The following is a 23,465-nucleotide window of genomic DNA, read 5'->3' as shown; positions in this document are numbered from 1 at the left end:
CGGTGGGGCGTGGTTTGAAATCGGTATTCGGTCGGTACCGGACGTCAGCGGGAGCGGAAGAAGTCGGTCAGCAGACGGGCGCACTCCCCGGCGAGCACACCCTCGATCACCTCGGGGCGATGGTTGAGCCGACGGTCGCGGACGACGTCCCAGAGGGACCCGGCCGCACCCGCCTTCTCGTCGCGGGCGCCGTAGACCACCCGGTCCACGCGGGACTGCACGATCGCGCCCGCGCACATCGTGCAGGGCTCCAGCGTCACGACGAGTGTGCAGCCGGCCAGCCGCCACCCACCGAGCTCGGCGGCCGCCCGGCGGATCGCCAGGACCTCCGCGTGCGCGGTCGGGTCGCCGGTGGCCTCGCGTTCGTTGTGCCCGGCCGCCAGGACGGTCCTGCCGTCGCCGGACAGCACGACGGCGCCGACGGGGACGTCACCGCCCCGGCCGGCCCGCCCGGCCTCTTCCAGGGCGAGCCGCATCGCGGCCTGCCAGGGGTCGCGTACCGGGTCCGGTGTCGTTCCCGCTGTCGGTGAGGTCAGCGGACGGCCTCCAGGACCTCCGAGGCGCCCAGGGCCTCGGCGATCTCGGTGACCGCGTCCTGCGACAGCGACTTCAGTTCCTTCTCGCCGACGCCGAGGTCGTCCAGGATCCGGATGTCGCCGACCGGGCCGTGCGGCACGAGCTCGCCGGTGGCGCCGTCCTCGGCGTCACCGTCCTCCTCGTCCTCGCCGTCCTCGGTGCCGTCGAGATCGAGGGCGTCCAGGTCGGCCTCGACCTCGTCGGGATCCCTGCCGAGCAGTTCGTCGGTGAGCAGGATCTCCCCGTACGAGCTGCGGGCGGCGGCTGCGGCGTCCGAGACGTAGATACGCGGGTCCTCCTCACCGTCGATGCGGACGACGCCGAACCAGGCGTCCTCCTGCTCGATCAGCACGAGCACCGTGTCCTCGTCGGGAGAGGCTTCCCGAGCCAGGTCGGCCAGATCCGACAGGGTCTCCACATTGTCGAGCTCCGTGTCGCTCGCTTCCCACCCGTCTTCGGTGCGCGCGAGCAGTGCGGCGAAGTACACCGTGACTCTCCCACTGGTCTTAGGCGTGCCGGTTGGGGATCCCCCCGGCGGAGGCTGTGGGCGGGGAGAGCTGGGCTCCGAGCCCACCCACTCGGAATCGTGGCAGAAACATGGCGCTCAGGGGACGTCTTCGAACTCCCTGTGTGTCCGGCTGCCGCCGATCGCACGGCAGCCAAGGGTCCGTCGAGGTCTCACCAGCGCACTCGTTGCCGCCAACAGCGGATCGTACGCGGCTTTCCCAGGCGCCCACGCACGGCCACCGGGACAACGCGCGACGGCCCCGCGATCTTCCAACTCGGCGGCGCGTTCGGCGTGTCTCGGCTCCTACCGGGCTCTCACCAACGGAACGTCCGCATGCGCATCGCGTGTCGCAGACGGGCCGTCTTGGCGCGGCGGGGCTGGACGCGGTCGCGCAGTTCGCGGGCCTCGGCCAGGTCGCGCAGGAACTGGGCGCGGCGCCGACGGCGCTCGGCGTCGGTCCTCGGGGCCGACGTGTCCTCTCGGATATAGCGGTCAGGCATAGGCACACCACCCTGGTACGTCCCTCCCACTTTCCCCCTGACGGGCGGTTTGATGCCAGCGCAAGGACGAACGGAGCGCGGCACGGTTCCCGGTTACTGTTAGCGCCATGCGCCTCCACGTCGTCGACCACCCGCTGGTCGCCCACAAGCTCACCGCGTTGCGCGACCAGCGCACCGACTCCGCGACCTTCCGCCGTCTCGCCGACGAGCTGGTCACCCTGCTCGCCTACGAGGCCACGCGTGACGTGCGCACCGAGCAGGTCGACATCACGACGCCGGTGGCCTCGACCACGGGCGTCAAGCTCTCCTACCCGCGCCCTCTGGTGGTGCCGATCCTGCGGGCCGGCCTCGGCATGCTGGAGGGCATGGTCCGGCTGCTGCCGACCGCCGAGGTGGGCTTCATGGGCATGATCCGTGACGAGGAGACGCTCCAGGCGTCCACGTACGCCACGCGCATGCCGGAGGACCTCTCCGGCCGCCAGGTGTACGTCCTGGACCCGATGCTCGCCACCGGCGGCACCCTGGTCGCGGCGATCCAGGAGCTGATCAAGCGCGGTGCGGACGACGTCACCGCCGTGGTGCTCCTGGCCGCCCCCGAAGGCGTCGAGCTCATGGAGCGCGACCTCGCGGGCACCCCGGTCACGGTCGTGACCGCCTCGGTCGACGAGCGCCTGAACGAGCACGGCTACATCGTGCCGGGCCTGGGCGACGCGGGGGACCGGATGTACGGGGCGGCCGAGTAGGCCTCGGCACGAAGCGGTCGCCACGAAGCGGTCGCCACGAAGCGGTCGCCACGAAGCGGTCGCCACGAAGCGGTCGCCACGAAGCGGTCGTCACAAAGCAGTCGTACGAAGCAGTCGTACGAAGAAGGCCTTCGTACGAGGCTCAGCAGTCCTGCTTCGCGGAGGTGGACGTAGGCTGGGGCGCGGCCAGTGCGGCCAGTGCCTTGTCGGCGTCCGCCTTGCTGTTCAGGTCCTTGTAGCCGGTCCCGATGATCAGGTCGAGTTCGGTGCCCTTACGTGCGGCGTCCGTGCGGCGCTCGGCCGTGGAGAGCTGGGTGGCGAGGACGGGCAGCGAGGTGTTCAGGGCGGACGCGGGGCCGAGCAGCAGCCCGGTGCCCTTGACCTTCTTGTCGAACTCCTTGGTCGCGTTGCCCACGTCCCCGATCTTGAAGCCGCGCTTCTTCAGCTCGTCCGCGGCCTTCTTGGCGAGGCCGCTGCGGGGGGTCGCGTTGAACACGTTGACCGTGATCTGGGCGGGCTTGACCGTGGTCCGGGCGGGCGGGGAGGCCGACGGGGTCGCCTTGGTGCCGCAGTCCGCCTTGGTACCGGCCGCCTGGGCCTTCTTGCCGCCGCCGGTGAAGACATCGATGAGCTGAAGGGTGCCCCATCCGGTCAGCCCGAGCGCGGCGACGGAGGCCACCAGCCCGAGGGCGAGCCTGCCGCGCCGCCGAGGCCGGCGCATGCGTGGGTACTTGTCTCCCGTGATCCGGTACTTGCCGCCCATGCCGGGGGGAGTCAGCATGCTCATGGGCGCAGCGTAGTGCGCTCGGGCGACGATTCCTACTAGATGATCATTGGACGCGGTGCAGGAGAACCCGAAAGGGTCAACCCGTCGCCGGGGAGCGCCTCAGTCGAGCTCGAGGACGCGCGCGTGCAGCACCTGGCGTTGCTGGAGGGCCGCGCGGACCGCTCGGTGGAGGCCGTCCTCCAGATACAGGTCGCCCTGCCACTTCACGACGTGCGCGAAGAGGTCGCCGTAGAACGTGGAGTCCTCGGCGAGCAGGGTTTCCAGGTCGAGTTGGCCCTTGGTCGTCACGAGCTGATCGAGGCGGACCGGGCGCGGCGCGACGTCCGCCCACTGCCGGGTGCTTTCCCGGCCGTGGTCGGGGTACGGCCGGCCGTTTCCGATGCGCTTGAAGATCACACGGAAAGCCTACCGGTCAAGACCTTCCGGGCGCAGCCATGGCGACGGAGTACGGGGCTGAAAAAGACGTCGTAAAACGGGGCAAAAAGGGACGCGGCCCCGAGATGAGTGACAGCGAAACGATTCGTCGGACCGTCGTTCCCGAGGCCGCCGGTCCTGTCCGGGATCTCGAGATCGCCCGTTCCGGCTTCGGCACGGCAGGGCACGCGCGGCGGAGGCGGTGGGTCCGCCTCCGCCGGCGGGTCAGCGGCCCTGTTCCCTCGGAGGCCGCTGCGGTTTCGCTTCCTTCACCTGCGGAACATTCGGTACCTGCGATACCTGCGATGTCTGCGGTTTCGGTGCGTTGCGTGCGGCCTCGGCGCGCAGGAGGGCGCGCAGGACCGCGTACGGGTCGATCGCCATGTCGGTGTTCCTTGCGTTCTCTGGGTTCCTTGCGTCGTACTGACGGACCGGAGGGCGGGAGCCGGTGCTGTCAGCAGCGCAGGACCACCGAGCGCAGGGTGTGCAGAGCGGCCGGGGTGCGCGGCGGCACGGGCCGGGGCCGGGTGGCCGGGGTGGCGGGCGGCGCGTCCGGGAAGGGGGCGGGCCGCAGCGGTACGGCGGGACGGCCGGCGCCCCGTGTCACCGGTCGCAACACGGTGTCGAGGACGTCGTACTCGAAGACCGCCGAGCCGCCCTCGGCGGCCGACGCGGAGGCGGGCACCGCCTGTGCGCCCGCGTGCGCGCCCGGCACGAACAGGGCGAGCAGCAGGACGAGCACCCGCAGCCAGGCTCGCCGGCGGGCGGTACCGAAGGCTTGCGGTGCGGCGGTGCTCACGGGAAGTCATCTCCCCGGGCGGGCTACATCGTTCATCCCACCGGCGGTGAGAACCGCCCGCTCGGCCTACACCCCGGCCGGGCGGGCCACCCGGACGGCGGCTACTTCCCGGCGGCCTTCGCGGCCTTCGCCGCCGCCTTCATCTCCTGCTTGTGCGCCCGGACCTTGGTCAGCGACTGAGGCCCGGTGATGTCGGCGACGGAACGGAAGGACTTCGGCTCGCCGTAGGCGCCGGCGGCCTCGCGCCAGCCCTCGGGCCGTACGCCGAGCTGCTTGCCGAGCAAGGCGAGGAAGATCTGGGCCTTCTGCTTGCCGAAACCGGGCAGTTCCTGAAGGCGTCGCAGCAGTTCTGCTCCGTCGGTCACGCCCTTCCAGACGAGCTCGGCGTTCCCGTCGTAGTGCTCGACGAGGTACCGGCACAGCTGCTGGATGCGCTTGGCCATCGACCCCGGGTAGCGGTGCACGGCCGGCTTCTCCGACAGGAGCGCGGCGAAGGCCTCCGGGTCCTGTGCGGCGATCTCGTGCGCGTCCAGGTCGTCGGCGCCGAGCCGGCCCGCGATCGTGCGGGGCCCCTTGAACGCCCACTCCATCGGAACCTGCTGGTCCAGCAGCATGCCGACGAGCGCGGCGAGCGGGGAGCGTCCGAGCAGCTCGTCGGCCTCGGGGTCCTGGGCGAGGTGAAGAGTGACGTCCATGACCCCGATCATGCCCCCGCGTGTCTCAGTTCTCCACGTGGGGGCTGGTCAGCGCCGCGCCGAAGTACCCCTTCACTCCGCGTACGGTGATGCCGGCGCTCTTGCCGCAGAGGTTGACCGAGCCCTTCAGGACGGGGCCGGCGGCCGAGCCGCGGGCGATCCACAGGCAGCCGTCGCTGTTCTCGGCGGGGGCGCCGACCACGGTCTCGGCCTTGCCGTCCTGGTTGAGGTCGGTGAGGTGGACGGTGGCGCCGAACCAGTCGCCGGTCTCGGCGGCGCCGGGGACGTCCGCCGTGTCCTGGGTGTAGCCGGCCGCCTTGGCGGTGGTCAGGCCGGTGGCGGAGCCGCGCAGCAGGACGGCCGCACCCGCCGAGGCGCGCGTGCCGACGGCTTCCTCGGGAGAGCCGACGAGGACGTCCGCGTAGCCGTCGGCGTTCACGTCACCGACGCTCAGCGACCGGCCGAACCAGTCGCCCCACTCCGCGGTGCCGGGGACGCCCGCCGTGTCCTGGTGGAAGACCTTGGGCTGCTGCGTGGTGGTGATGCCCTGGGCGCTGCCGTACAGGACCTGGATCTCGCCGCCCTTGCGGGCGGAGCCGGGCGCGTTGAAGTGGGACTGGTCGCCCGCGATGCCGGTGACCAGGTCGCCGTAGCCGTCGCCGTTGAGGTCGCCGATCCGGCCGGCGTGGCCGTCGGCGTAGGGGAGTTCGACGGGCCAGGTCTCGCGGGAGTTCTCGGCGTCGGGGGCCCCGCTGTCGAGGTCCACCGGGCCGCGGATGTCGCCGTCGGTGGGGCCGGCCAGGTAGAAGCGCTCCGCCCTGCCGTCGCCGTTGACGTCGCCCATCACCACGCCCCGGGCGTTGACCCGCCCTTCGAGGTAGCGGGAGGCGGAGCCGCCGGTGCGGGTGAAGGGGCCGGTGTAGGAGGCGGCCGAGCAGCCCGAGCCGATGCCGGCCTCGGGGGCGCCGTCGCCGTTCATGTCGCCGGTGGCCAGGGACATGCCGAAGCGGCAGTACGTCCTGTCTTCCCCGAACCCGGCGGGCGGGGCGATGTTCGCGCCGCCCTTGAGCCCGTTCGGTCCGCCCCACACGACGGTCACGGAACCCCGGGACTCGATGCCGCCGACGTCCTCGCGGGGCGTGCCGACGAGCAGATCGGCGTAGCCGTCCCGGTCCAGGTCGGCACTGGCCACCGTGGTCCCGAACTCGTCCCACTTCTCCGGGTCGCCGGGGATCCCGGCGCTCGCCTGGGTGACGACCGTCCGGCGCGTGGCGCCGACCGAGGACTTCGACCCGTACAGCACGACGACCGAGCCGGCTTCCTCCACCGTGCCGTTGGCCGCGTGCGGCGCGCCCACGGCGAGGTCGCGGTAGCCGTCGCCGTTGAAGTCGTCCTGGACGGCTGCGGTGTTGGCGCCCTTGTAGGGGGCGGCGGCGGACGACGTCATCGGGGTGAGCGTGACGCCGGCGACGGCGGTGACGAGGGCGGTCGCCAAGACTGCTCTGCGCAACGGGGCTCCTGGGTCGGGCGGCAACAGGTGTCCCACACGACCCACAGGTCACGCAAAGGGTTGTACGTGCGCCCGGTACCGGTTCAGCCGGCCCGCCAGTACCCCAGCGCGTGGATCCGCTGCCGGGGAAGCCCCAACTCCTTGCGGACGTACGACGACAGGGTCCGGGTCGTCGCCGTGTCGCAGGCGATCCAGACGTACGGTTCCGGGCTGGCCTTCAGCAGGCCGGGCAGGGCCGCCTTCACCTGGGCGACGAGGTGGGCGCCGGAGTCCTGCCGGGGCACCGGGCGTACGTCGTGCCGGGCGGGGTCGGTGCGGAAGGGGAGGCCGTTGAGGGCGGTGTCGGGGGCGCTGTCGGAGGAGCCGGGTGGGGTGCCGTCGGAGGAGCCGTCGGGGGTGCTCTCGAACCAGACGGTCGCCGGGGCGGGGGCGAGCGCGTCGAGGAGGGAGTTGAGGGCGGGCAGCGAGGCCGGGTCGCCGATCGCGAAGACGTGCGAGGGTGTGGGATCGGGCCGTTGGAAGTCGGTGCCGTGCACGGTCGCCTCGATGGTGTCGCCGGGCTTCGCCGCCCGCGCCCAGTCGCTCGCGCACCCCTCGTGCAGGGCGAACTCCAGGCTGAAGGTGCCGGCCGCGGGGTCGGGGTCGACCAGGGTGTAGGCGCGCTGGTGCGGTTTGCCCGCGTTGTCGAACCAGAGCCGCACCCACATCGTCGGGTGGACCCCGGTCGCCGCCAGCATGCCGCCGTCGGTGAGGTGGACGCGCCGGTAGTTCTCGGTGACGTCCTGCGCACCGGTCACGGTGAAGACGAAGTCCTTCGCGCGCAGCAGTCTGAGGACCGCGCCCTCCCAGCCGTGCCCCTGCCCCATCGTGTTTTTCACCCTTCGCGTACGATTCCACCACCATTTAGTTAGGCAAGCCTAACCTAAAAGCGTAGAATTCCAGCACACGAAGAGGCACAGCAATGAGCACCGAGGTCTTCCGCGACGCCTGGGGAATCCCCCATCTCCGCGCCGACAGCGCGCGGGCGCTCGCCCGTGCCCAGGGCCGGGTCACCGCCCGCGACCGGGCCTGGCAGCTGGAGGTCGAGCGGCACCGCACCCAGGGCACCTCGGCCGCCTTCCTCGGTACCGACGCCCTGGCCTGGGACCTCTTCGCGAGACGGGCCAGCCTCGACGACACGTCCAGACGCTGCTTCACCGCCCTGGAGAGACGGGACCCGCAGACGGCGGACTGGGTCCGGGCGTACGTCGACGGCGTCAACGAGGGCCTCGCGCGCACCGAGGCACCCGAGTTCGCCCGCGTCGGCCTCGCGCCAGGCCGCTGGGAGCCCTGGACCCCGCTCGGCGTCTGGCTCGCCACGCACATCCTCTTCGCCGGCTTCCCCGCCAAGCTCTGGCGCGAGCAGGTCGTCCGGCACCTGGGAGCGGACGCCGTCCAGCTGTTCGCCACCGACGGACCGGGCACCTCCGGCAGCAACGGCTGGCTGGTCGGCGGCGAGCGCACGACCACCGGCGCGGCGGTCATCGCCGGCGACCCGCACCGCTTCATCGAGGACCCCGGCGTCTACCAGCAGATCCACCTGTCCTGCCCCGAGTTCGACGTCGTCGGCCTCGCCGTCCCCGGCGTCCCCGGCATCGCCCACTTCGGCCACACCGGCACGGTCGCCTGGGCCATCACCAACGCCATGGCCGACTACCAGGACCTCTACCGCGAGAGGCTGCGCCGCACCGGCGCCGGCGTCGAGGCGCTTGGCCCGGACGGGCTCTGGCACCGGGCCGCCCGGCACACGGAGACCGTCGAGGTGGCGGGGGAGGAGCCGGTCGAGGTCGAGGTCGTCGAGACGGAACGGGGACCGGTGATCGCCGGCGGCCCCGAGGGACTCGACGACGGCACCCCGCTCGCGCTCTCCCTCCGCTACCCGCCCCGCGTCACCGAGGACCTCGGCTTCAGCGCCCTGCTCCCCCTGCTGCGGGCCCGCCGGGTCGCCGACGTGGACCACGCCCTCGACCTCTGGGCCGAACCCGTGAACGTCGTCCAGGCCGCCGACACCGAGGGCGGCCTGCTGCACCGGGTCGCGGGCCGGGTGCCGCTGCGCTCCGACGCCAACCGCGTCCACCTCGTCCCCGCCTGGGAACCCGGACACGACTGGCAGGGCTGGCACGAGACGCCCCGGGCCGGCCTCACCGACGGCATCGCCGTGATGGCCAACCAACGCGGCCCGGCGGCCCCCCTCGGCGTCGAGTTCGCCCCGCCCCACCGCGCCGACCGCATCACCGCCCTCCTCACGGAGAAGGACCACTGGTCGCCCGCCGACATGCCGGTCATCCACATGGACACCCGACTCGCCTCCGCCGAACCGCTGTTGGACCACCTGGAAGCGCTGGTCGGCCTCACCCCCGAGGCAGCCGCCCTCAGGGACAGCCTCCTGCGCTGGGACCGCCACATGGACGCCGGCAGCACGGACGCGGCCCTGTACGCGGCGGTGCGCGGTGCGGTCGTACGCCGGCTCGCGGCGCACCCGGCGTTCGCGCCCCTGACCGCCCCGCCCGCGTACCCGGAGGTCTTCCTGCCGTGGCTGGCGCTCGTCCCGCGGATCGGATTCGCCCTCGAACACCTGCTGCGGGCACAGGAGTTGTACGGCATCGACCGAGCGGAGACCGTCCGTGAGGCCGTCGAGGAGGTGGCGGCGGCCGGGAACCCGCCCGCCACCTGGGGTGACACGCACCGCCTGTTCGCCTGGCGCGCGCTCACCGGCACGCCCGAGGAGGGGCCGGGCCTGTCCGGCGATCACGACTGCGTGCTGTGCACCTCCGCCGTGCCCGGCCGGACCGACATCAGCGCGCGCGGCCCGGCGGCCCGGTACGTGTGGGACCTGGCCCGGCGTGAGGACAGCCTGTGGGTGGTGCCCCTCGGCGCCTCGGGGATCCCCGGCTCGGACCACCACCGTGACCAACTCCCCCTGTGGCTCAGGGGAGACCTCGTGCCGGTCGTCACCGACTGGCGGCACCTGACGAAGGAGACCGATGTCTGACGCGTACACCCCCACCCGCGAGCCCGTCCACGAGAAGAGCGTCGACGGCTTCGGCACCGTCCACGTCCTGCCCCTGGACGCGACCGCCGACGCCGAGGTCGTCCACGCGTGGGTGAGTGAGGAGCGGGCGTCCTTCTGGGGCATGACCGGGCTGAGCAGGGACCAGGTCGCGGAGATCTACGCGCACATGGACACCCTCGACACGCACCACGCCTTCCTGGTGCTGAAGGACGGCGAGCCGGTCGCCCTGCTCCAGACCTACGAGCCGGCGGCCGACCGCGTCAGCGAGTGCTACGACGTGCGCCCCGGCGACATCGGCGTCCACCTGCTGCTGGCGCCCGCGCGGCGCGACGGCGCGCGCCCCGGCTGGTCGTCTGCGCTGCTCACCGCCGTCACCTCGTACGTGCTGCGGGGCCTGGGCCGCACGCGTGTCGTGGTCGACCCCGACGTGCGCAACGAGAAGGCCATCGCGCGCTTCCTGAAGCAGGGCTTCGAGGCGGGCCCGGTCGTCGTCCTGCCGGAGATAGACCTCCCGGACGTGTACCTGCCCGAGAAGCACGCCCAACTCGCGTTCCTCACCCGGGAGGTAGCCTTCCCGGCGTGACCCCAGACGACCTCGTCGCCCACTACGGTCTCGAGCCCATCCCCCGCGAGGGCGGGCTGTTCCGACGCACCTGGGCGGGACCGGAACTGCCGGACGGCCGGCCCACGGGCTCGGCGATCGTCGCCCTGCTCACCGCGGACGACTTCTCGGCCCTGCACCGCCTGCCCACCGACGAGATCTGGCACTTCTACCTGGGCGACCCGCTGGAACTCCTGCTCCTCGCCCCCGACGGCACGACGACGACCGCCGTCCTCGGACCGGACGTACTCGGCGGCCAGCACCCGCAGCTCACCGTCCCCGGCGGCACCTGGATGGGCGGACGGGTGGCGGCCGGCGGGGAGTGGGCCTTCTTCGGCTGCACGATGGCACCCGGATTCACCTACGAGGACTACGAGCACGGCGACGCGGCGGAGCTGGCGGCGCGTTACCCGGCGCGGGCCGGCCGGATCGCGGGACTGTGCCGTCCATGAGACTCCTCGAAGGACACGTGGCACTGGTCACCGGCGCGGGCGGCGGCATCGGACGGGGCATCGCCCTGCGGTTCGCCGAGGAGGGCGCGGCGGTCGCCCTGCACTGCCGTACCGCGGTGGAACCGGCCCGTGAAGCGGCGTCCCGCATCCGGGACTCGGGCGGACGGGCCGTCGTCCTGCGGGCGGACCTCGCCGAGGAGGAGGAGTGCCGGCGCCTGGTGCGGGAGGCCGCCGAGTGGGGCGAGGGCCGGCTGACGGCGCTGGTCAACAACGCGGGCGTCCAGCCGACGCGGGCGCTGCCCGGGATGACGGCGGCGCAGTGGCGGGCGGTGGTGGACACGAACCTGTCGAGCGTGTTCGCGTGCACGCAGGCGGCGGCGGAGGTGATGCGCGGACAGGGGGCGCCGGGATCCGGTTCGGGTTCCGGTTCCGTGACCCACATCGCGTCCATCGAGGCGAGCCACCCGGCCGTCGACCACGCCCACTACGCCGCCTCCAAGGCCGCCGTGGTGATGCACGCCCGCGCGGCGGCCCTGGAGTACGGCCCGCACGGCATCCGCGTCAACACGGTCTCGCCCGGCCTGATCGACCGGGAAGGGCTGGCAGAGGCCTGGCCGGACGGGGTACGGCGCTGGGAGCGGGCGGCGCCGCTCGGCCGGCTGGGGCGCCCGCAGGACGTCGGCGACGCGTGCGTGTTCCTGGCGTCGCGGCTCGCGTCCTGGATCACCGGGCAGGACCTGGTGGTGGACGGCGGCGTGACGGCACGGCCGACGTGGTGAGCGTTCCCGCTGCCGCGTCCGTACCTCTCCGGTAGGCGGCAAGTCCACAGACGGAGAAGAGACGTGGAGCGTGCGGGTGAGTTCAGGTCAGGCGCGGGCCGAGGACGCCGGGGACTTCAAGGGCTGGTGCTGCTGGGCACCGTGCTGGTCCTGCTCCTCCTCGGCAGCGCGGGCCCCGCGTCGGCCCACGCCGCTCTTCGCGACACCGACCCCAAGGACGGAACCGTCCTCAAGTCCGCCCCCCGGCACCTGACCCTCACCTTCACGGAGTCCGTGGGCCTCCTGGAGGACTCCTTCCGCGTCCTGGACCCCGGCAACCACCGCCTGCGCACGGGCAAGGCCCAGCACGCACCCGAGGGCTCCGACACGGCCCGGGTCACCCTGCCCGCGAAGCTCGCCGAGGGCACGTACGTGGTGGCCTGGCGGGTGGTGTCGGCGGACAGCCACCCGGTGTCCGGGGCGTTCACCTTCTCGGTGGGCAAGCCCTCCACGACCACGGCGGTGGTCGGCGCGGACCCGGTCGAAAACCCGACGACGGCCGGCCTGTACAACATCGCCCGCTACCTCGCGTACCTGGCCGTCGCGTTGCTGATCGGCACAGCCGTCTTCCTGACGGTCTGCCGCCCCCCGGACCCCGCTCCCCTGCGGAGGCTCCTGCGAGCGGGCTGGTGGACCCTGCTGGCCGCCACCGTGGCCCTGCTGGCGTTGCGTGCCCCCTACGAGTCGGGCGGGCCCCCGTCCCTGGACCCGTCGGCCTTCGCCCGCACCCTGACCACCCGCCCCGGCCTGGTCCTGCTGGCCCGCCTGGCGCTGCTGCTGCCGGTGGCCGTCTTCGTCGTACGACTGCTGCGGCGCGGGTCGCTGTCGCGCGCGTGGCTCGCCGCGGGCGCCGCCCTCTGCGTCGGCCTGGCGCTGACGTGGGCCGCGGGCGAGCACGCGTCGGCCGGCATCCAGGTGCCGGTGGCGATGACGTCGTCCGTCCTGCACGTCCTCGCGATGGCGGTATGGCTGGGCGGCCTGACGGCACTGCTGACCTCGCTGTACCGCTCACAGACAGCCGTCCCGGCGTCGGTCGTGGCCTCCTTCTCCCGCCTGGCCTTCCTCTCGGTGACCGTCCTGGTCGTCACCGGCGTCTACCAGTCCTGGCGGGGCCTCGGCTCCGGGAACGCCCTCACCGACACCACGTACGGCCGCATCCTGGTCGCCAAACTCGCCGCGGTGGTCGTGCTGCTGGCGGCGGGAAACGTCTCACGGCGGTGGACGGCCAGGCTCGTGCAGGCGGAAGCGGCGGTACCCGAACGGGTCCCGGAGACGGTGGGCGGTCCCCCGCCGCCACCCCCGGAACCCGCCGCAGTCCCCCGCTCCTCCTCGACCACGCACCACTCAGCGCTGCGCCGCTCGGTCCTGGCCGAGGTCGCCGTGGGCGTGGCGGTCCTGGTGATCACGACCGTCCTCACCGGCACCCTGCCGGGCCGAGCGGCCGCCGAGGCCGCCGAGACGGCGGCCACCACCGGCCTGCCCACCGCCTCCGTCACCACCATCCCCTTCGACGTCGGCATCCCCGGCGGCCAGGGCAAGGTGCAGATCACCCTCGACCCCGGCCGCACCGGCGACAACTCCGTCGAAGCCGTCGTCTTCGGCCCCGACGACGGCATCTCCACCGTTCCCGAGCTCCGCCTCTCCTTCACCCTCCCCGCCCAGGACATCGGCCCCATCGACGCCCGGCTCACCGACAAGGGCGGCTACTGGGCCACGAACACCCTGAATCTCCCCCTCGCCGGCGACTGGCAGATGAAGGTGACGGTCCGCGTCACGGAAATCGATCAGGTGAGCGAGTCGAAGACGGTGCGGATCGTGGGCTAGGCAGCGCCTGGCCGGCGAGCAGGCGCTCCATCGTCTCGGCGGCGCGTACGGCGGAGTCGGCGCAGCAGTTGTTGAAGAGCACGTGGAGTTGACCGACCCGGCCCGCGAGGGCGCGTAACCGAGGTACCCACTCCTCCAGTTCGGCGCGCGAGTAGTCGTACCGGAAGCGGTCCTCCTTGCTCCCGGTCCCCCAGGCGGCACTGCGCCCGTGGAACCGCACGACGGACAGGCGCGGCGACGTCACGGGCGTGACGGGCGGTATGGAGGAGGGCAGCGCCTGGACCATGTCGACCCCGACGGCGGCGAAGCCGAGGCGGGTGAGCAGCGAGGCGGTCGCCTCCGCCCGTCCGTCCGGTCCCCCTCCTCCTTCCGGCTCGCTCCTCCACCACGCCGGATGCCGGAACTCCACGGTGACCGGCCACCCGGCCGTCCGCACCGCGCAGTCCTCCAGAAACGCCTCGGCCCGCCGCCCCGGCCGGAACCACGGCGGGAACTGGAACAGCACGCCCCCGAGCCGCCCGGCCTCCCGCAGCGGCCCGATCCCGGCGGCGAACCGCGCCCACACCTCGTCGAGCACGCCGGGATCCCCGGCGTCGGCGGGTAACCCCTCGGGCAGGGCACGTTCCCTGGTCGGATGCCCGGTGAGCAGCGAGAACGCCTTCACGTCGAACACGAACCCGTCCGGCGTCCGCTCCGCCCACAGCCGACTGTTCCGCTCCCCGGGCAGCGCGTAGTAGCCGGAGTCCACCTCCACCACCGGAAACCGCCCCGCGTAGTACCGCAGCCGCCCTTCGGCGTCCCGCCGCCCGGCGGGATACCACCCGCTGCTCACGAGGGCCCGATCGGTCCAGGAACACGTGCCGACGAGGATGTCACCCATGGGGGAGCGGTTACCCGGCCGCCGGGAAGGAACGCGACGCCTCAGGACCCCGATCATCCACGCCCGGCGTCGGCGTGCAGGACACTGTGATCTGTGACCGCACCGTGCCGCTCACCGGCACCGTGTCGGCAGGTACTGACTCGGGAAGGAACCCGCATGATCATCTTCGGCACCAAGGGCTACCTGTACCAGCTCGCGATACTGACCCTGGTGTGCGGCCAGTGCGGCAACCCCTCCGCGCACACGCTCAGGAAGCGCGTCACGAAGTTCACCCTGTTCTTCGTGCCGTTGTTCCCGTTCTCGACGAAGTACACGACCCAGTGCACCTTCTGCGGCGCGGAACAGAAGCTGACCAAGGAACAGGCGGACCAGCTGCTGGCGCAGGGCGCGGGCGGCCAGGCCGGCCAGCAGTACGGGCAGACACAGCAGCAGCCGTACCAGTCCTGAGGGTGGACTGGGCGGGCCGGCTCGGTCTCACGGGCCGGCCGGGTCTCACTGATCCGGCGTGGCAGGCCCCGGGCCCGCGTGGCCGGCCGCCGGTTCCGCGGTCCAGCTGACGTGCGGAGGCGTGATCCGCGCGCACAGGGGCCCGCCGTGCGCGTCGGTCAGTCCGAGCCGTGCGACCAGCAGGCCGTCGGGCGCGGCGGCGGCGAGTACGTCGGCCGGGACGGCGTCGAGCATCAGCTTGGCACGCCGGAACATCGTGAAGAGGCCCGCCTCGTCGACCGTCCCCCACGACAGGTAGATGAACCGGTGCCCCAGACGGTTCTGCACATAGGGCCCCTTCACCTCGACACCGCTCGGCGACACGACCGCCGTGCACTCCAGAGTCCAGGTCGCCGACGAGGCGTCCCCCCGCTGCGGCTCGAGCAGCTCGCCGGGCCGGTCGCGGCGCTGCACGGCGACGTGGACGTTGCCGTAGGCGGGCGCGCTGCCGTCGGCGGGGGCCGGGCGGGTGAGGCCGGGCAGGTCGAAGGCATCGATACGGATACGCATGCGGCCATCATCCGCTGCCGGCGTCGGATCCAGACGGGCCGCCCTCCGCCGGCCTCACTGTTCGCGACAGTCCGCGGTAGCCAACACACGGTGTGGAGAGGGACCTGCGTGTGCTTCGCCGCGCACCCAGTCGGCGAGCCACTGAGCGGGCGACTGTCCGAGCGGTGCGAGGGCATGGGGGATGCAGCACAGGTTGGGGTCCCAGTCCCACAGCTGCCCATCCGCCGTACGGAAGTCGATCAGCGTCCACATGGCACAGCCCCGGTCCATCAGCGGGACGATCCCCGAAGGGAGGGCATCCCCCTCGGGCCCGTTGTACGCGCGGTAGGCCATGGTGATGTCCGCGCAGTCGCTGAACCAGTCGTCGGTCTCGGTCAGCGAGACCACCTGCCACGGCCCGAAGCCGCCGTTGGCGACTTCCCGATACATCCGCTTCACCAGCTCGGGCATCGGATGGCCCACCACCCGCTCAAAGGCGGCGACGTCCTCGACAGACGTGGGCCCGGGCAACCCCCGGCCGCTCGAACAGCTCCAGATCGAATGCGCCGTCCCCGGCCGCGGCCCGCAGCCGGGCGAGAGCCAGGGCCCGACGCCGACTCTCCAGCACCTCGCGAAGAGCGGTGTTGACCGTCTCCTGCTTGGTGCTCGTCCCGAGGGCTTTAGCCTGGCTTTAGCCACGTCCGCGAGCAGGTCGTCGTCCAGGTCGATAACGGTCCGACTCTCTCGCGAGGTGCCCGCGGGGTGGCACACCCGGGCACCCGGCCTTGGCCGCCGAGTCCTACGCGGGCATCACGCCATGGATGCAGGAGAGAGTGAAGACGCGTTCCGCTTCGCGCAGGTGGCACCAGGCGTCGAGGTAGGGCGGGTCGAGTTCCAGGTCGCTGAGGGTGCGTACGGTCCGGTTGCCCGAGGTGGCGACGTACTCGACCGTGATGGCCGCACCGGTGTCGATGGCATGGGCGACCTGGCGGACGTCGCTGTACGACAGGTGCTTCGCGTATCCGGCGACGATCTCCTCGGTGTCCGTCCCGAACGGCACCCCGCTGCCGAAAGGGTCGGGTTCCGGTGGGGTCGGCGGGGCTGTGAGCAGCCGGTCGGCGAGGACGTCCATCCCGGCGTCGTCCTGGCTGGTGGGCATGTCCGAGGCGCGGGTCGCGGTGGTCCGGGGGCCGCGCCGCCCGACGTTCCTTCGAGGGGGCGGGACGGCAGCGGCGGCCCTCTGCGGCAGGCGCTTTTCGATGCGTACCGTTCCCCCGGCGGTCTCGGCGACCGGGGCGTAGCCCGCGGCACGGAGCGCGGCGAGAGTCGTCGCGGGTGGGCTGCCGCTGACCAGGACCGTCGGGGCGAGCTGCCGCAGGGCGAGCTTGGACAGTGCGCGGTGGGCGGCGAGTTCGGCCAGGAGCGCGGGTTCGTCGCCGTGGATGACACAGGCCGCGGGGGCGATGCGCACCCGTCCATGACCTCGCGCGGTGTCGGCGATGAGAAAGGTCAGCGGCTGTGGCAGAGCCGTGGCGGAGCTACCGGCCAGGTCGACCGTGATGTCGTCCGGGGTGCGGCCGGCGTCCAGGGCCCGGCGGATACTGCCGGCGCTGAAGCGCCATACCGAGGCCGTGCCACTGGTCTCCCGGTCGGCCATCGAATCCAGCAGCGCTGAGAGTCGCGCGGACGGGGTGCCGGTGACGACGGCGGTGAGGTCGGTGCCGATCCGGGCGGTCGTGGTCGCGGGGGGCAGCAGCCGCCGGGCCGTGATGTCGAGCTCTTCGTCGGCGTGGGCCGTCAGGTGGGCACCGAGCGGGGACAGTGCGCCCCGTGCCAGCACGCCCAGCAGTTCGCCTTCGCGGATCACGCTGCTGAACGGTGCCGTGTCCTGGGGCGAGGCGTCGTCGGCGAGCGGACGGTGCCAGGCCACGAGCGGCCCCAGCTCCGAAGCGAGCTTCACACCCTGTCCTGCCGGGAGCCCCGCTGCCGCGGTGAGCAGCCCGTGGCGGGCCTGCAGACAGCCGTCGCAGTCAGGGGCGCCGGCGAGCGCGGGAAGCGCCTTGTTGTCTTCGTCGCGCGCCCGGGTGGGGGTGAGCGGCAGGTCCCGCCATGCCCGGAGCAGTACGGCGAGTTGTTCCGCGGGCTCCTGCTCGGCCCAGTCGTCGTACGCCTCGGTGGGAGCTACGCGATCGCCGTCGCGGGCCAGCAGTCCGGCGGCGTACGCGGTCTCCAGGGCGATGCGTACGACGGCGTCGTCCGCTTGGGCGGCCTTGCCGAGCCTGGCCAGTTCACGTGCGCCGATCCCGCCCGACTTCAGCCGGGTCGGTGGAGCGGTCGCGCATGTCGAAAGGACGGAGGCGGCATGGGCCGCGAACGCGGTGGCGGCCACCGCGGCCTCCCGCTCCACCTCCGAGCAGGTGATGGGCACCAACTGTGGGACGGGCGGCAGAGGTTCGAACGGAGCGTGCCAATCGGGGCCCCGCAGAGCCAAAGCCACCTCGACCGGCATCCGGACGGGCCCGTACCGGTGACGGTCCTGGAGCAGAAGCCCGCGGTCGAGTGCCCATCGGGCGCCTGGTCGGAGGTCGCGGCCAGGATCCCCGAACACGACAAACGGTGACTGACGCGGCGTGGACCTGGCGCTCTGCTCAAGCAACTTGCGTGTGGCCGCCGGTGCCCCAGCCACCAACGCGGCGACCCGTTCAGCGTCACTGTGATGCTCCACCAGCGCCGCGAGTCGCTGCTGCTTGGTGCCGGGTGGCTTGATACCCAGGACCGCCAGCATGCCGCGCAGTTCCTCCGAGGTGGTGCCGGCCAGCAACTCTTCCAGCGGGGCGTCAAGTCCCAGAGGCGTGCTCCACGCCTGCCGCAAGGGCGTAGGCATGCGGAGTGCCCCGTTGCCGTCGTGCCACACGAGCGCCCGGTCCGACAGCGCCTCCAGGGTCGCGTCCAGCGCGTGTACCGCCGCAGGGGATGTCGAGCCGAGCAACTCCGCGAGGCTGTCCCGGGTCGCTCGTGCTCCCAGGGCTGCCAGCGCCTCGGCGGCCTGCAAGCACGGCAGCGTGAGTTGAGGCAGGACGAGTGCCACGGACCCCGGACGTTGGAGACGGTCCGCCAGTTCCCCCACCGAGCGTGGTTCCGGAGAGGAGGCTGCGTCCTTCCGCATGGCGAGTACGCGTGCCAGGCGGGAACCATCGAGTTCGCTCAGCCAAGTCGCAAGCGTCGATCGGGACTTCATGAGGGTGCACCTCGACAGACAGGGAACGTCACAGGCGGGCCGAATCTGCTTCGGCGCCAAGGTCAAGGATGGCGCAGTTCCATGATCCGCGGATGCCGTACGAAGACAGAGCCTGGGGCACCTCCCCGCCGCGGGCCCAGCCCGACAAGACGAGCCGACGGCAGTAGAAGATCTGGCCACCTCTCGCCGAAATGTTCTTGATGAGCGGGGATGGCGCGGGGTCTTACCTGAACGGTCGTGAACGGCGCTGAATGAGACGGAAATTGAGACGGTGCGGGACAGGCGGAGTCTTCCCGGGTGTTGCTCATCCTGCCTGTGTCTCGTCCACGTGTGCGGCGAGGTCAGCGGTGTCTTTGGACGGTGGTGCCTCGACGGTCGCCGGCAGGTTGACGTCGAGGAAGGTGAAGGTCAGGTCGAGGGGTTCGCCGTCGACGAACTCGAGCGGCTTGCCCTCGCCGCTTCGTGTGGCGTACGTATCGCCCCGCATGCGGAACTGCCTGGGGTGGTTGTTGTCGCCGATCCACAGATCCACGGTGAGCGTGCCCTCGATGCGCAACGCTGTGAACTGATCAAGGCTGTCGATCTGGCGCTCCCGAGCCGCCTTGCTCGCGGCAGCGTCACGGGCGGCGCGTATGCCGCTACTGGTGACCGTTCCTCTGTAGTGAGTGGTCCGGGTGCCGTCGATCGTCTGCGTCCCGATGCTCCGCACGTCCTTGGAGGCGGTCAGGATCGTGGACTGCACGGCTGGGTTGCCTTCGATCTGACGCGGCAGTACGCCGTAGGACTGGTTGTCCACCGCGCCGCGTCCCCATACAGCCGGGTCGGCGCTGAACCAGCTCTTGCCGTCCAGCTTCTCGAAATCGATCGCACTCCCGCTTACGTACATCACTTCGTCGACGAACCGGATCTCCAGCTGGCCGTCTCTACCCTGGTCGGTCGCGTTCATCTTCATACTCATGGTCAGGGGTTCCGTGTTCATGGATGCCTCGGCCTCCAGTCGCCCCTTATCCGGTACGGTCCCGGTGACCCGGTAGTGGAGCGACGTGATGCGCTCGGAGTTCGCCGCCGCCTTCGCCACGGCCGTCGCGGGCGTCACCCTGGGCGAGCCCTGATTCGGAGTGTCACTCGCCGAGCCCCCTCCGCAGGCAACCGTTCCCCCAGCGAGCAGCACAGCGGCGAAGGTCGCGCTCGTCACTCTGAGCGGTACGCAACCACGCGATGAAATCGTCATAATTCCCCCCGGAATTAAGGTTGCTGACCCAAGCCAGGCCGTGAGCGTATCCCGGCGTGTGTCCAGTGATCCGCTGGGTTCTGGTGGGTCATGCGCGACGGACCGCACCCGCCTAAGGGCAACGTCTCCGGGGTGCAGCGGCTTTGACCTTGCCCTCATCCTTATCAGGTCGATCACGGCGCCTATCGAAGCCCGCGTTTCGCCGATAGAGCGACTCGACGCCGGCCGCTGAAGTGCGTCGGAATCCGGCCGTGTTCGCGGCTGTTGGTGTCAGCCGCTGGTGTCAGACATCGGTGACCCACTTGACGGTTGTCCTGGCCGGGGGGTACAGGCGCCGCTCAATTTGCGTCGCCGGCATGACGAGCCTTGGCGAACGCTCCAGCCTGGAGTTGAAGCACCGCACCGAGCACGATGATCCCCAGGGCAATGGTGGAAACAACCATCCCCGCTCCGAAAGAGAAGTCGAGAAGTCTAGCTCCGCCGTCCAGGACGAAGCCGCCACCCATCGCTATCCGACCCCAACCAGCCCTAGGCGACCGCGCGTACTCTGCGATTCCCCGGCTGCCGGTCAAGGTCAACACGCCCAGGACTACGACAAAGCAGCCGGAACCCAACATGATCCACGCAGACATGGCACCCCTCCGCGGGAAGGCTATTGCACGGGCCGGGCCTGCAGCCTTGCGGTGCGGCAAAGCACCGGTACAGGGCGTGCCAAGCCGCACCCGCTTCCCTCCTCGACCCACCGTCCACTCCACTACGGGCCCGCAGTCGGGAACGGCGCCTCCTCCATCCCGGGAGCAAAGCTCGCCTGGTGTCGATGCGGCCCTCGTACAGCCACTCCCATGCTTGCTCTGAGACCGAGGTGTCGAGTGCTGGGCTGATGGTGCGCAGGGCGATGGCGATCCACCGGCCTGCCTGAGCGGCCGAGTAGGCGTCGAATGACGCGTGCAGTGCCGGCTGTTGGTCCTTGCTGATGTTCTCGGTCCAGCACTCGCACCAGTAGTCGCGGGGGAGTACGTTCGCGCGCTGCCTCCAGACGGTCCGGCCAGCAGCGTTGGGTCGTCGCCCTCGCGCTCGGTCTCCGGCAAGGTGAGGCGCTCGGCCTTCACTGGGAGGACGTCGACCTGGACGCGGGATACGTCCGCATCCGTAAGAACCGGCTCCGCCCCATGTACGCGCACGGCTGAGGTGCCAATCCGTATGGCCGGAAGGCGGGCTACTGCCCCAAGCGGGAGCAGACGCGTCGCGAGCACGAGTCGGCCAAGTCCCGGGCCGGACGTCGCACCATCGGCCTGCCCGATCCGCTGATCAAGATTCTCCGCCAGCACCAGGAAGCCCAGGAGCGGGAGCGGATCGCGGCCGGTGCGGACTGGAAGGGCAAGGGGTACGTCTTCGCGTCGCCGATCGGTGGGCCGCTGAGTCCGAACACCGACTTCCACACCTGGAAGCGGCTGCTTCGGGACCGCCGGCGTCCGGAACGGCCGTCTTCATGACGCTCGCCACACCGCCGCGACCGTGCTCCTGATCCTCGGGGTCCCGGACGTCGTCATCGACTCGATCATGGGTTGGGAGCCCGGGGGAGCGGCCCGGATGCGCGCTCGGTACATGCACGTGACCGGGACCATGCTCCGCAAGGTCGCCCAGCAAGTCGGAGACGTGCTCTGGGTGCCGCCCGGCACCGGCGGACGGCCAGGAAGAAACCAACTGAGACGGAAACTGAGACGGACAACGTCGAAGGGCCCCACCGCGAACGGTGGGGCCCTTCGAGTCGTGCCCGGTGAGGCACTGGCGGAGGATACGAGATTCGAACTCGTGAGGGGTTGCCCCCAACACGCTTTCCAAGCGTGCGCCCTAGGCCACTAGGCGAATCCTCCGCCGCAAACAATACAAGACGTTGAGGAGTGCTCGCGAACTCGTTCCCCCTGGCCGTCATCGGGTACTGTTGGCGCAGCCCCTCACGCGGCGCTATCTGACTGAACTCCCCCAGGGCCGGAAGGCAGCAAGGGTAGGTTGGCTCTGGCGGGTGCGTGGGGGGCGCTTGCGTTGTCAGGGCGAGACCTGCGGGCGGGGCCCGATGTCAGTGGGCGCCTATAACCTCGTATGCGTGTCGTCTCTCGCGTTGTACCGCCGCTATCGCCCGGAGTCGTTCGCCGAGGTCATCGGGCAGGAGCATGTCACCGACCCGTTGCAGCAGGCGCTGCGGAACAACCGGGTCAATCACGCGTACCTGTTCAGCGGTCCGCGCGGGTGCGGCAAGACGACCAGCGCGCGAATCCTGGCGAGGTGCCTGAACTGCGAGAAGGGGCCCACGCCGACGCCGTGCGGGGAGTGCCAGTCCTGTCAGGACCTCGCGAGGAACGGCCCCGGCTCCATCGACGTCATCGAGATCGACGCCGCTTCGCACGGTGGTGTGGACGACGCCCGTGACCTCAGGGAGAAGGCCTTCTTCGGGCCCGCCGGCAGTCGTTACAAGATCTACATCATCGACGAGGCCCACATGGTCACGTCGGCCGGCTTCAACGCGCTCCTCAAGGTCGTCGAGGAGCCGCCCGAGCATCTGAAGTTCATCTTCGCCACCACCGAGCCCGAGAAGGTCATCGGGACCATCCGGTCGCGCACCCATCACTACCCGTTCCGGCTCGTGCCGCCCGGCACCCTGCGCGAGTACCTCGCCGAGGTGTGCGGGCGGGAGGGGATTCCCGTCGAGGACGGGGTGCTGCCGCTCGTCGTGCGTGCCGGTGCCGGGTCCGTGCGTGACTCGATGTCCGTCATGGACCAGCTCCTCGCCGGAGCGGCGGCGGACGGCGTGACGTACGCCATGGCGACCTCCCTGCTCGGCTACACGGACCTGTCGCTTCTCGACTCCGTCGTCGAGGCTTTCGCGACCGGTGACGGCGCCGCCGCCTTCGAGGTCGTCGACCATGTCATCGAGGGGGGCAACGACCCCCGGCGATTCGTCGCCGACCTGCTGGAGCGGCTGCGGGACCTGGTGATCCTCTCCGCCGTGCCGGACGCCGCGGAGAAGGGGCTCATCGACGCCCCCGCCGACGTCATCGAGCGGATGCAGGCCCAGGCCTCCACCTTCGGCGCCGCCGAGCTCAGCCGCGCCGCCGACCTCGTCAACGCCGGGTTGACCGAGATGCGCGGCGCCACCTCCCCCCGCCTCCAGCTCGAACTCATCTGCGCGCGCGTGCTGCTGCCCGCCGCGTACGGCGACGAGCGCTCCGTCATGGCCCGCCTGGACCGTATCGAGCGCGGCGTGAACTTCTCCGCGGGCGGTGGTGCGCCGGCCATGGGGTACGTGCCGGGGCCGGACGCGCATGCGCACGGGGGAGCGGTGGGCGGAGCGGCGGCTGCGGCCGGCCCGGTTCCGCAGGTTGCGTCGGTTCCGCCGGGGGGTGGTCCGGCCGCGGTTCGGGCCGCGGTACGCGCTTCCGGGGCGCCCGCGGGCGCCGGGGCTGCCGCGTCGGGCGGGGCCTCCGAGCAGGGAGCCCACACGGGGACTCCCGCGGTGGCCGGAGGGGCTGGAGCACCTGTCGCTGCTCCCGTCGCCCGCCCGGCCGGTCCCGACCACGCCCCGCAGCCACCTCAGCCCGAGAACCCGCAGGGCCAGCAGGGCCAGCAGGGCCAGCAGGGCCAGCAGAGCCAACAGCCTCAGCGACCCCAGACCCAGCCTCAAACCCAGCACCCGTCCCAGCCCTCCTCGTCGCCTCCCCCGGCACCTACCCCCGCCGCCTCAGCCCCCGCCCCCGGCGCCTGGCCCACCGCCGCGCCCGCGGGCGGCGGTCGACGCCCCGGCGGCTGGCCCACCGCGACGCCCGCCGGCGGCGGACAGCCCCCGGCCACACAGAGCAGCCCGCCT

Annotated in this window: 23 protein-coding genes, 1 tRNA gene, 1 other RNA gene and 3 pseudogenes; 10 read left to right on the top strand and 18 right to left on the bottom strand. The window is 71.6% G+C overall.

The features are described 5' to 3' along the window. Window positions 1-44: 44 nt before the first annotated feature. The 3 genes from tadA to ACWBNA_RS15965 all read right to left on the bottom strand — a co-directional run bounded on the left by tadA (window position 45) and on the right by ACWBNA_RS15965 (window position 1,584). Entirely contained in the window at window positions 45-476 is a 432-nt protein-coding gene (gene tadA, locus ACWBNA_RS15975; protein WP_482704996.1) for a tRNA adenosine(34) deaminase TadA, read from the bottom strand. Between the two features lie 56 nt (window positions 477-532). Next, a complete protein-coding gene (locus ACWBNA_RS15970) occupies window positions 533-1,063 on the bottom strand; it encodes a tRNA adenosine deaminase-associated protein (protein WP_482704995.1) in 531 nt (176 codons plus the stop codon). Between the two features lie 335 nt (window positions 1,064-1,398). Beyond that, window positions 1,399-1,584, bottom strand: coding sequence for a hypothetical protein (locus tag ACWBNA_RS15965; protein WP_482704994.1), 186 nt, complete (start codon window positions 1,582-1,584; stop codon window positions 1,399-1,401). A 107-nt stretch (window positions 1,585-1,691) separates the two neighbouring features. Here ACWBNA_RS15965 and upp point away from each other — a divergent pair, with 107 nt between their 5' ends. After that, window positions 1,692-2,327: a uracil phosphoribosyltransferase gene (upp, locus tag ACWBNA_RS15960; RefSeq protein ID WP_383862569.1), complete on the top strand. Its 636-nt coding sequence runs from the start codon at window positions 1,692-1,694 to the stop codon at window positions 2,325-2,327. 142 nt (window positions 2,328-2,469) lie between these two features. Here upp and ACWBNA_RS15955 read toward each other — a convergent pair whose 3' ends face one another. The 7 genes from ACWBNA_RS15955 to ACWBNA_RS15925 form a co-directional block, all read right to left on the bottom strand. Further along, the gene (locus ACWBNA_RS15955; RefSeq protein WP_482704993.1) at window positions 2,470-3,114 is read right to left on the bottom strand and encodes a LytR C-terminal domain-containing protein; all 645 of its coding nucleotides are present in this window, start codon (window positions 3,112-3,114) and stop codon (window positions 2,470-2,472) included. Between the two features lie 99 nt (window positions 3,115-3,213). Continuing rightward, a complete protein-coding gene (locus tag ACWBNA_RS15950; protein WP_003999914.1) occupies window positions 3,214-3,510 on the bottom strand; it encodes a type II toxin-antitoxin system VapB family antitoxin in 297 nt (98 codons plus the stop codon). A gap of 243 nt (window positions 3,511-3,753) precedes the next feature. Next, window positions 3,754-3,912, bottom strand: coding sequence for a hypothetical protein (locus ACWBNA_RS15945; protein ID WP_482704992.1), 159 nt, complete (start codon window positions 3,910-3,912; stop codon window positions 3,754-3,756). Window positions 3,913-3,982: 70 nt separating this feature from the next. After that, a complete protein-coding gene (locus tag ACWBNA_RS15940) occupies window positions 3,983-4,327 on the bottom strand; it encodes a hypothetical protein (RefSeq protein WP_482704990.1) in 345 nt (114 codons plus the stop codon). A gap of 101 nt (window positions 4,328-4,428) precedes the next feature. Next, window positions 4,429-5,022: an HhH-GPD-type base excision DNA repair protein gene (locus ACWBNA_RS15935; protein WP_482704989.1), complete on the bottom strand. Its 594-nt coding sequence runs from the start codon at window positions 5,020-5,022 to the stop codon at window positions 4,429-4,431. Between the two features lie 25 nt (window positions 5,023-5,047). Next, window positions 5,048-6,532 carry a hypothetical protein gene (locus ACWBNA_RS15930; RefSeq protein ID WP_482704988.1) on the bottom strand — a complete coding sequence of 495 codons (1,485 nt, stop codon included), beginning with the start codon at window positions 6,530-6,532 and terminating at the stop codon, window positions 5,048-5,050. 83 nt (window positions 6,533-6,615) lie between these two features. Beyond that, window positions 6,616-7,398, bottom strand: coding sequence for a siderophore-interacting protein (locus ACWBNA_RS15925; RefSeq protein WP_482704987.1), 783 nt, complete (start codon window positions 7,396-7,398; stop codon window positions 6,616-6,618). Window positions 7,399-7,493: 95 nt separating this feature from the next. On the opposite strand from ACWBNA_RS15925, the gene ACWBNA_RS15920 reads away from it, so the two are divergent. From ACWBNA_RS15920 to ACWBNA_RS15900, 5 genes are all read left to right on the top strand, one after another. Further along, the gene (locus ACWBNA_RS15920; protein ID WP_482704986.1) at window positions 7,494-9,563 is read left to right on the top strand and encodes a penicillin acylase family protein; all 2,070 of its coding nucleotides are present in this window, start codon (window positions 7,494-7,496) and stop codon (window positions 9,561-9,563) included. Further along, window positions 9,556-10,167 carry a GNAT family N-acetyltransferase gene (locus tag ACWBNA_RS15915; protein ID WP_482704985.1) on the top strand — a complete coding sequence of 204 codons (612 nt, stop codon included), beginning with the start codon at window positions 9,556-9,558 and terminating at the stop codon, window positions 10,165-10,167. Before ACWBNA_RS15920 ends, ACWBNA_RS15915 begins: the two co-directional genes overlap by 8 nt. Continuing rightward, window positions 10,164-10,637 (top strand): cupin domain-containing protein, encoded by a 474-nt coding sequence (locus ACWBNA_RS15910; protein ID WP_482704984.1) that lies wholly within the window; start codon window positions 10,164-10,166, stop codon window positions 10,635-10,637. The genes ACWBNA_RS15915 and ACWBNA_RS15910 overlap by 4 nt, the downstream gene beginning before the upstream one ends. Beyond that, window positions 10,634-11,416, top strand: a complete 783-nt coding sequence (locus ACWBNA_RS15905) for an SDR family NAD(P)-dependent oxidoreductase (RefSeq protein WP_482704983.1) — start codon at window positions 10,634-10,636, stop codon at window positions 11,414-11,416. The genes ACWBNA_RS15910 and ACWBNA_RS15905 overlap by 4 nt, the downstream gene beginning before the upstream one ends. Window positions 11,417-11,542: 126 nt before the next feature. Then, window positions 11,543-13,279 (top strand): copper resistance CopC/CopD family protein, encoded by a 1,737-nt coding sequence (locus ACWBNA_RS15900; protein ID WP_482705149.1) that lies wholly within the window; start codon window positions 11,543-11,545, stop codon window positions 13,277-13,279. On the opposite strand, the gene ACWBNA_RS15895 is transcribed toward ACWBNA_RS15900, so the two are convergent. Further along, complete coding sequence (locus ACWBNA_RS15895; RefSeq protein ID WP_482704982.1) at window positions 13,227-14,159, bottom strand: DUF72 domain-containing protein; 933 nt, start codon at window positions 14,157-14,159, stop codon at window positions 13,227-13,229. The genes ACWBNA_RS15900 and ACWBNA_RS15895 overlap by 53 nt on opposite strands. A gap of 156 nt (window positions 14,160-14,315) precedes the next feature. Here ACWBNA_RS15895 and ACWBNA_RS15890 point away from each other — a divergent pair, with 156 nt between their 5' ends. Continuing rightward, window positions 14,316-14,606 (top strand): zinc-ribbon domain-containing protein, encoded by a 291-nt coding sequence (locus ACWBNA_RS15890; protein ID WP_482704981.1) that lies wholly within the window; start codon window positions 14,316-14,318, stop codon window positions 14,604-14,606. 45 nt (window positions 14,607-14,651) lie between these two features. Here the strand turns inward: ACWBNA_RS15890 and ACWBNA_RS15885 are convergent, their stop codons facing one another. The 6 genes and pseudogenes from ACWBNA_RS15885 to ACWBNA_RS15860 all read right to left on the bottom strand — a co-directional run. Continuing rightward, entirely contained in the window at window positions 14,652-15,155 is a 504-nt protein-coding gene (locus tag ACWBNA_RS15885) for a DUF5990 family protein (RefSeq protein WP_482704980.1), read from the bottom strand. A 54-nt stretch (window positions 15,156-15,209) separates the two neighbouring features. Next, complete coding sequence (locus ACWBNA_RS15880) at window positions 15,210-15,605, bottom strand: SMI1/KNR4 family protein (protein WP_482704979.1); 396 nt, start codon at window positions 15,603-15,605, stop codon at window positions 15,210-15,212. 19 nt (window positions 15,606-15,624) lie between these two features. Continuing rightward, a pseudogene (locus tag ACWBNA_RS15875) lies at window positions 15,625-15,905 on the bottom strand (type II toxin-antitoxin system VapB family antitoxin). A gap of 28 nt (window positions 15,906-15,933) precedes the next feature. After that, window positions 15,934-18,372, bottom strand: coding sequence for a helicase-associated domain-containing protein (locus ACWBNA_RS15870; RefSeq protein WP_482704978.1), 2,439 nt, complete (start codon window positions 18,370-18,372; stop codon window positions 15,934-15,936). A gap of 304 nt (window positions 18,373-18,676) precedes the next feature. Continuing rightward, the gene (locus ACWBNA_RS15865) at window positions 18,677-19,780 is read right to left on the bottom strand and encodes an SCO4651 family lipoprotein (protein WP_482704977.1); all 1,104 of its coding nucleotides are present in this window, start codon (window positions 19,778-19,780) and stop codon (window positions 18,677-18,679) included. A gap of 618 nt (window positions 19,781-20,398) precedes the next feature. Next, window positions 20,399-20,578 (bottom strand): annotated as a pseudogene (locus tag ACWBNA_RS15860) (hypothetical protein); the annotation flags it as partial. A gap of 56 nt (window positions 20,579-20,634) precedes the next feature. Between ACWBNA_RS15860 and ACWBNA_RS15855 the strand changes: the two are divergent. Continuing rightward, a pseudogene (locus ACWBNA_RS15855) lies at window positions 20,635-21,277 on the top strand (site-specific integrase); the annotation flags it as partial. Window positions 21,278-21,389: 112 nt separating this feature from the next. On the opposite strand, the gene ACWBNA_RS15850 reads toward ACWBNA_RS15855, so the two are convergent. Continuing rightward, window positions 21,390-21,477: transfer RNA gene (locus ACWBNA_RS15850), tRNA-Ser, on the bottom strand. A gap of 72 nt (window positions 21,478-21,549) precedes the next feature. Here ACWBNA_RS15850 and ffs point away from each other — a divergent pair. Then, window positions 21,550-21,648, top strand: an RNA gene (gene ffs, locus ACWBNA_RS15845) — signal recognition particle sRNA small type. 59 nt (window positions 21,649-21,707) lie between these two features. Next, the coding region (locus tag ACWBNA_RS15840) for a DNA polymerase III subunit gamma and tau (RefSeq protein ID WP_482704976.1) at window positions 21,708-23,465 on the top strand (1,758 nt) is incomplete at its 3' end.

The sequence above is a fragment of the Streptomyces sp. Q2 genome, from assembly GCF_056820935.1.
This window is presented reverse-complemented; position numbering and strand designations above follow the sequence as displayed.

Coding starts and splice junctions, on each gene's coding strand:
- tadA (WP_482704996.1), bottom strand. CDS start 476: ATGCGGCTCGCCCTGGAAGAGGCCGGGCGGGCCGGCCGGGGCGGTGAC.
- ACWBNA_RS15965 (WP_482704994.1), bottom strand. CDS start 1,584: ATGCCTGACCGCTATATCCGAGAGGACACGTCGGCCCCGAGGACCGAC.
- upp (WP_383862569.1), top strand. CDS start 1,692: ATGCGCCTCCACGTCGTCGACCACCCGCTGGTCGCCCACAAGCTCACC.
- ACWBNA_RS15955 (WP_482704993.1), bottom strand. CDS start 3,114: ATGAGCATGCTGACTCCCCCCGGCATGGGCGGCAAGTACCGGATCACG.
- ACWBNA_RS15945 (WP_482704992.1), bottom strand. CDS start 3,912: ATGGCGATCGACCCGTACGCGGTCCTGCGCGCCCTCCTGCGCGCCGAG.
- ACWBNA_RS15935 (WP_482704989.1), bottom strand. CDS start 5,022: ATGGACGTCACTCTTCACCTCGCCCAGGACCCCGAGGCCGACGAGCTG.
- ACWBNA_RS15925 (WP_482704987.1), bottom strand. CDS start 7,398: ATGGGGCAGGGGCACGGCTGGGAGGGCGCGGTCCTCAGACTGCTGCGC.
- ACWBNA_RS15920 (WP_482704986.1), top strand. CDS start 7,494: ATGAGCACCGAGGTCTTCCGCGACGCCTGGGGAATCCCCCATCTCCGC.
- ACWBNA_RS15915 (WP_482704985.1), top strand. CDS start 9,556: ATGTCTGACGCGTACACCCCCACCCGCGAGCCCGTCCACGAGAAGAGC.
- ACWBNA_RS15905 (WP_482704983.1), top strand. CDS start 10,634: ATGAGACTCCTCGAAGGACACGTGGCACTGGTCACCGGCGCGGGCGGC.
- ACWBNA_RS15895 (WP_482704982.1), bottom strand. CDS start 14,159: ATGGGTGACATCCTCGTCGGCACGTGTTCCTGGACCGATCGGGCCCTC.
- ACWBNA_RS15890 (WP_482704981.1), top strand. CDS start 14,316: ATGATCATCTTCGGCACCAAGGGCTACCTGTACCAGCTCGCGATACTG.
- ACWBNA_RS15885 (WP_482704980.1), bottom strand. CDS start 15,155: ATGCGTATCCGTATCGATGCCTTCGACCTGCCCGGCCTCACCCGCCCG.
- ACWBNA_RS15880 (WP_482704979.1), bottom strand. CDS start 15,605: ATGCCCGAGCTGGTGAAGCGGATGTATCGGGAAGTCGCCAACGGCGGC.
- ACWBNA_RS15870 (WP_482704978.1), bottom strand. CDS start 18,372: ATGAAGTCCCGATCGACGCTTGCGACTTGGCTGAGCGAACTCGATGGT.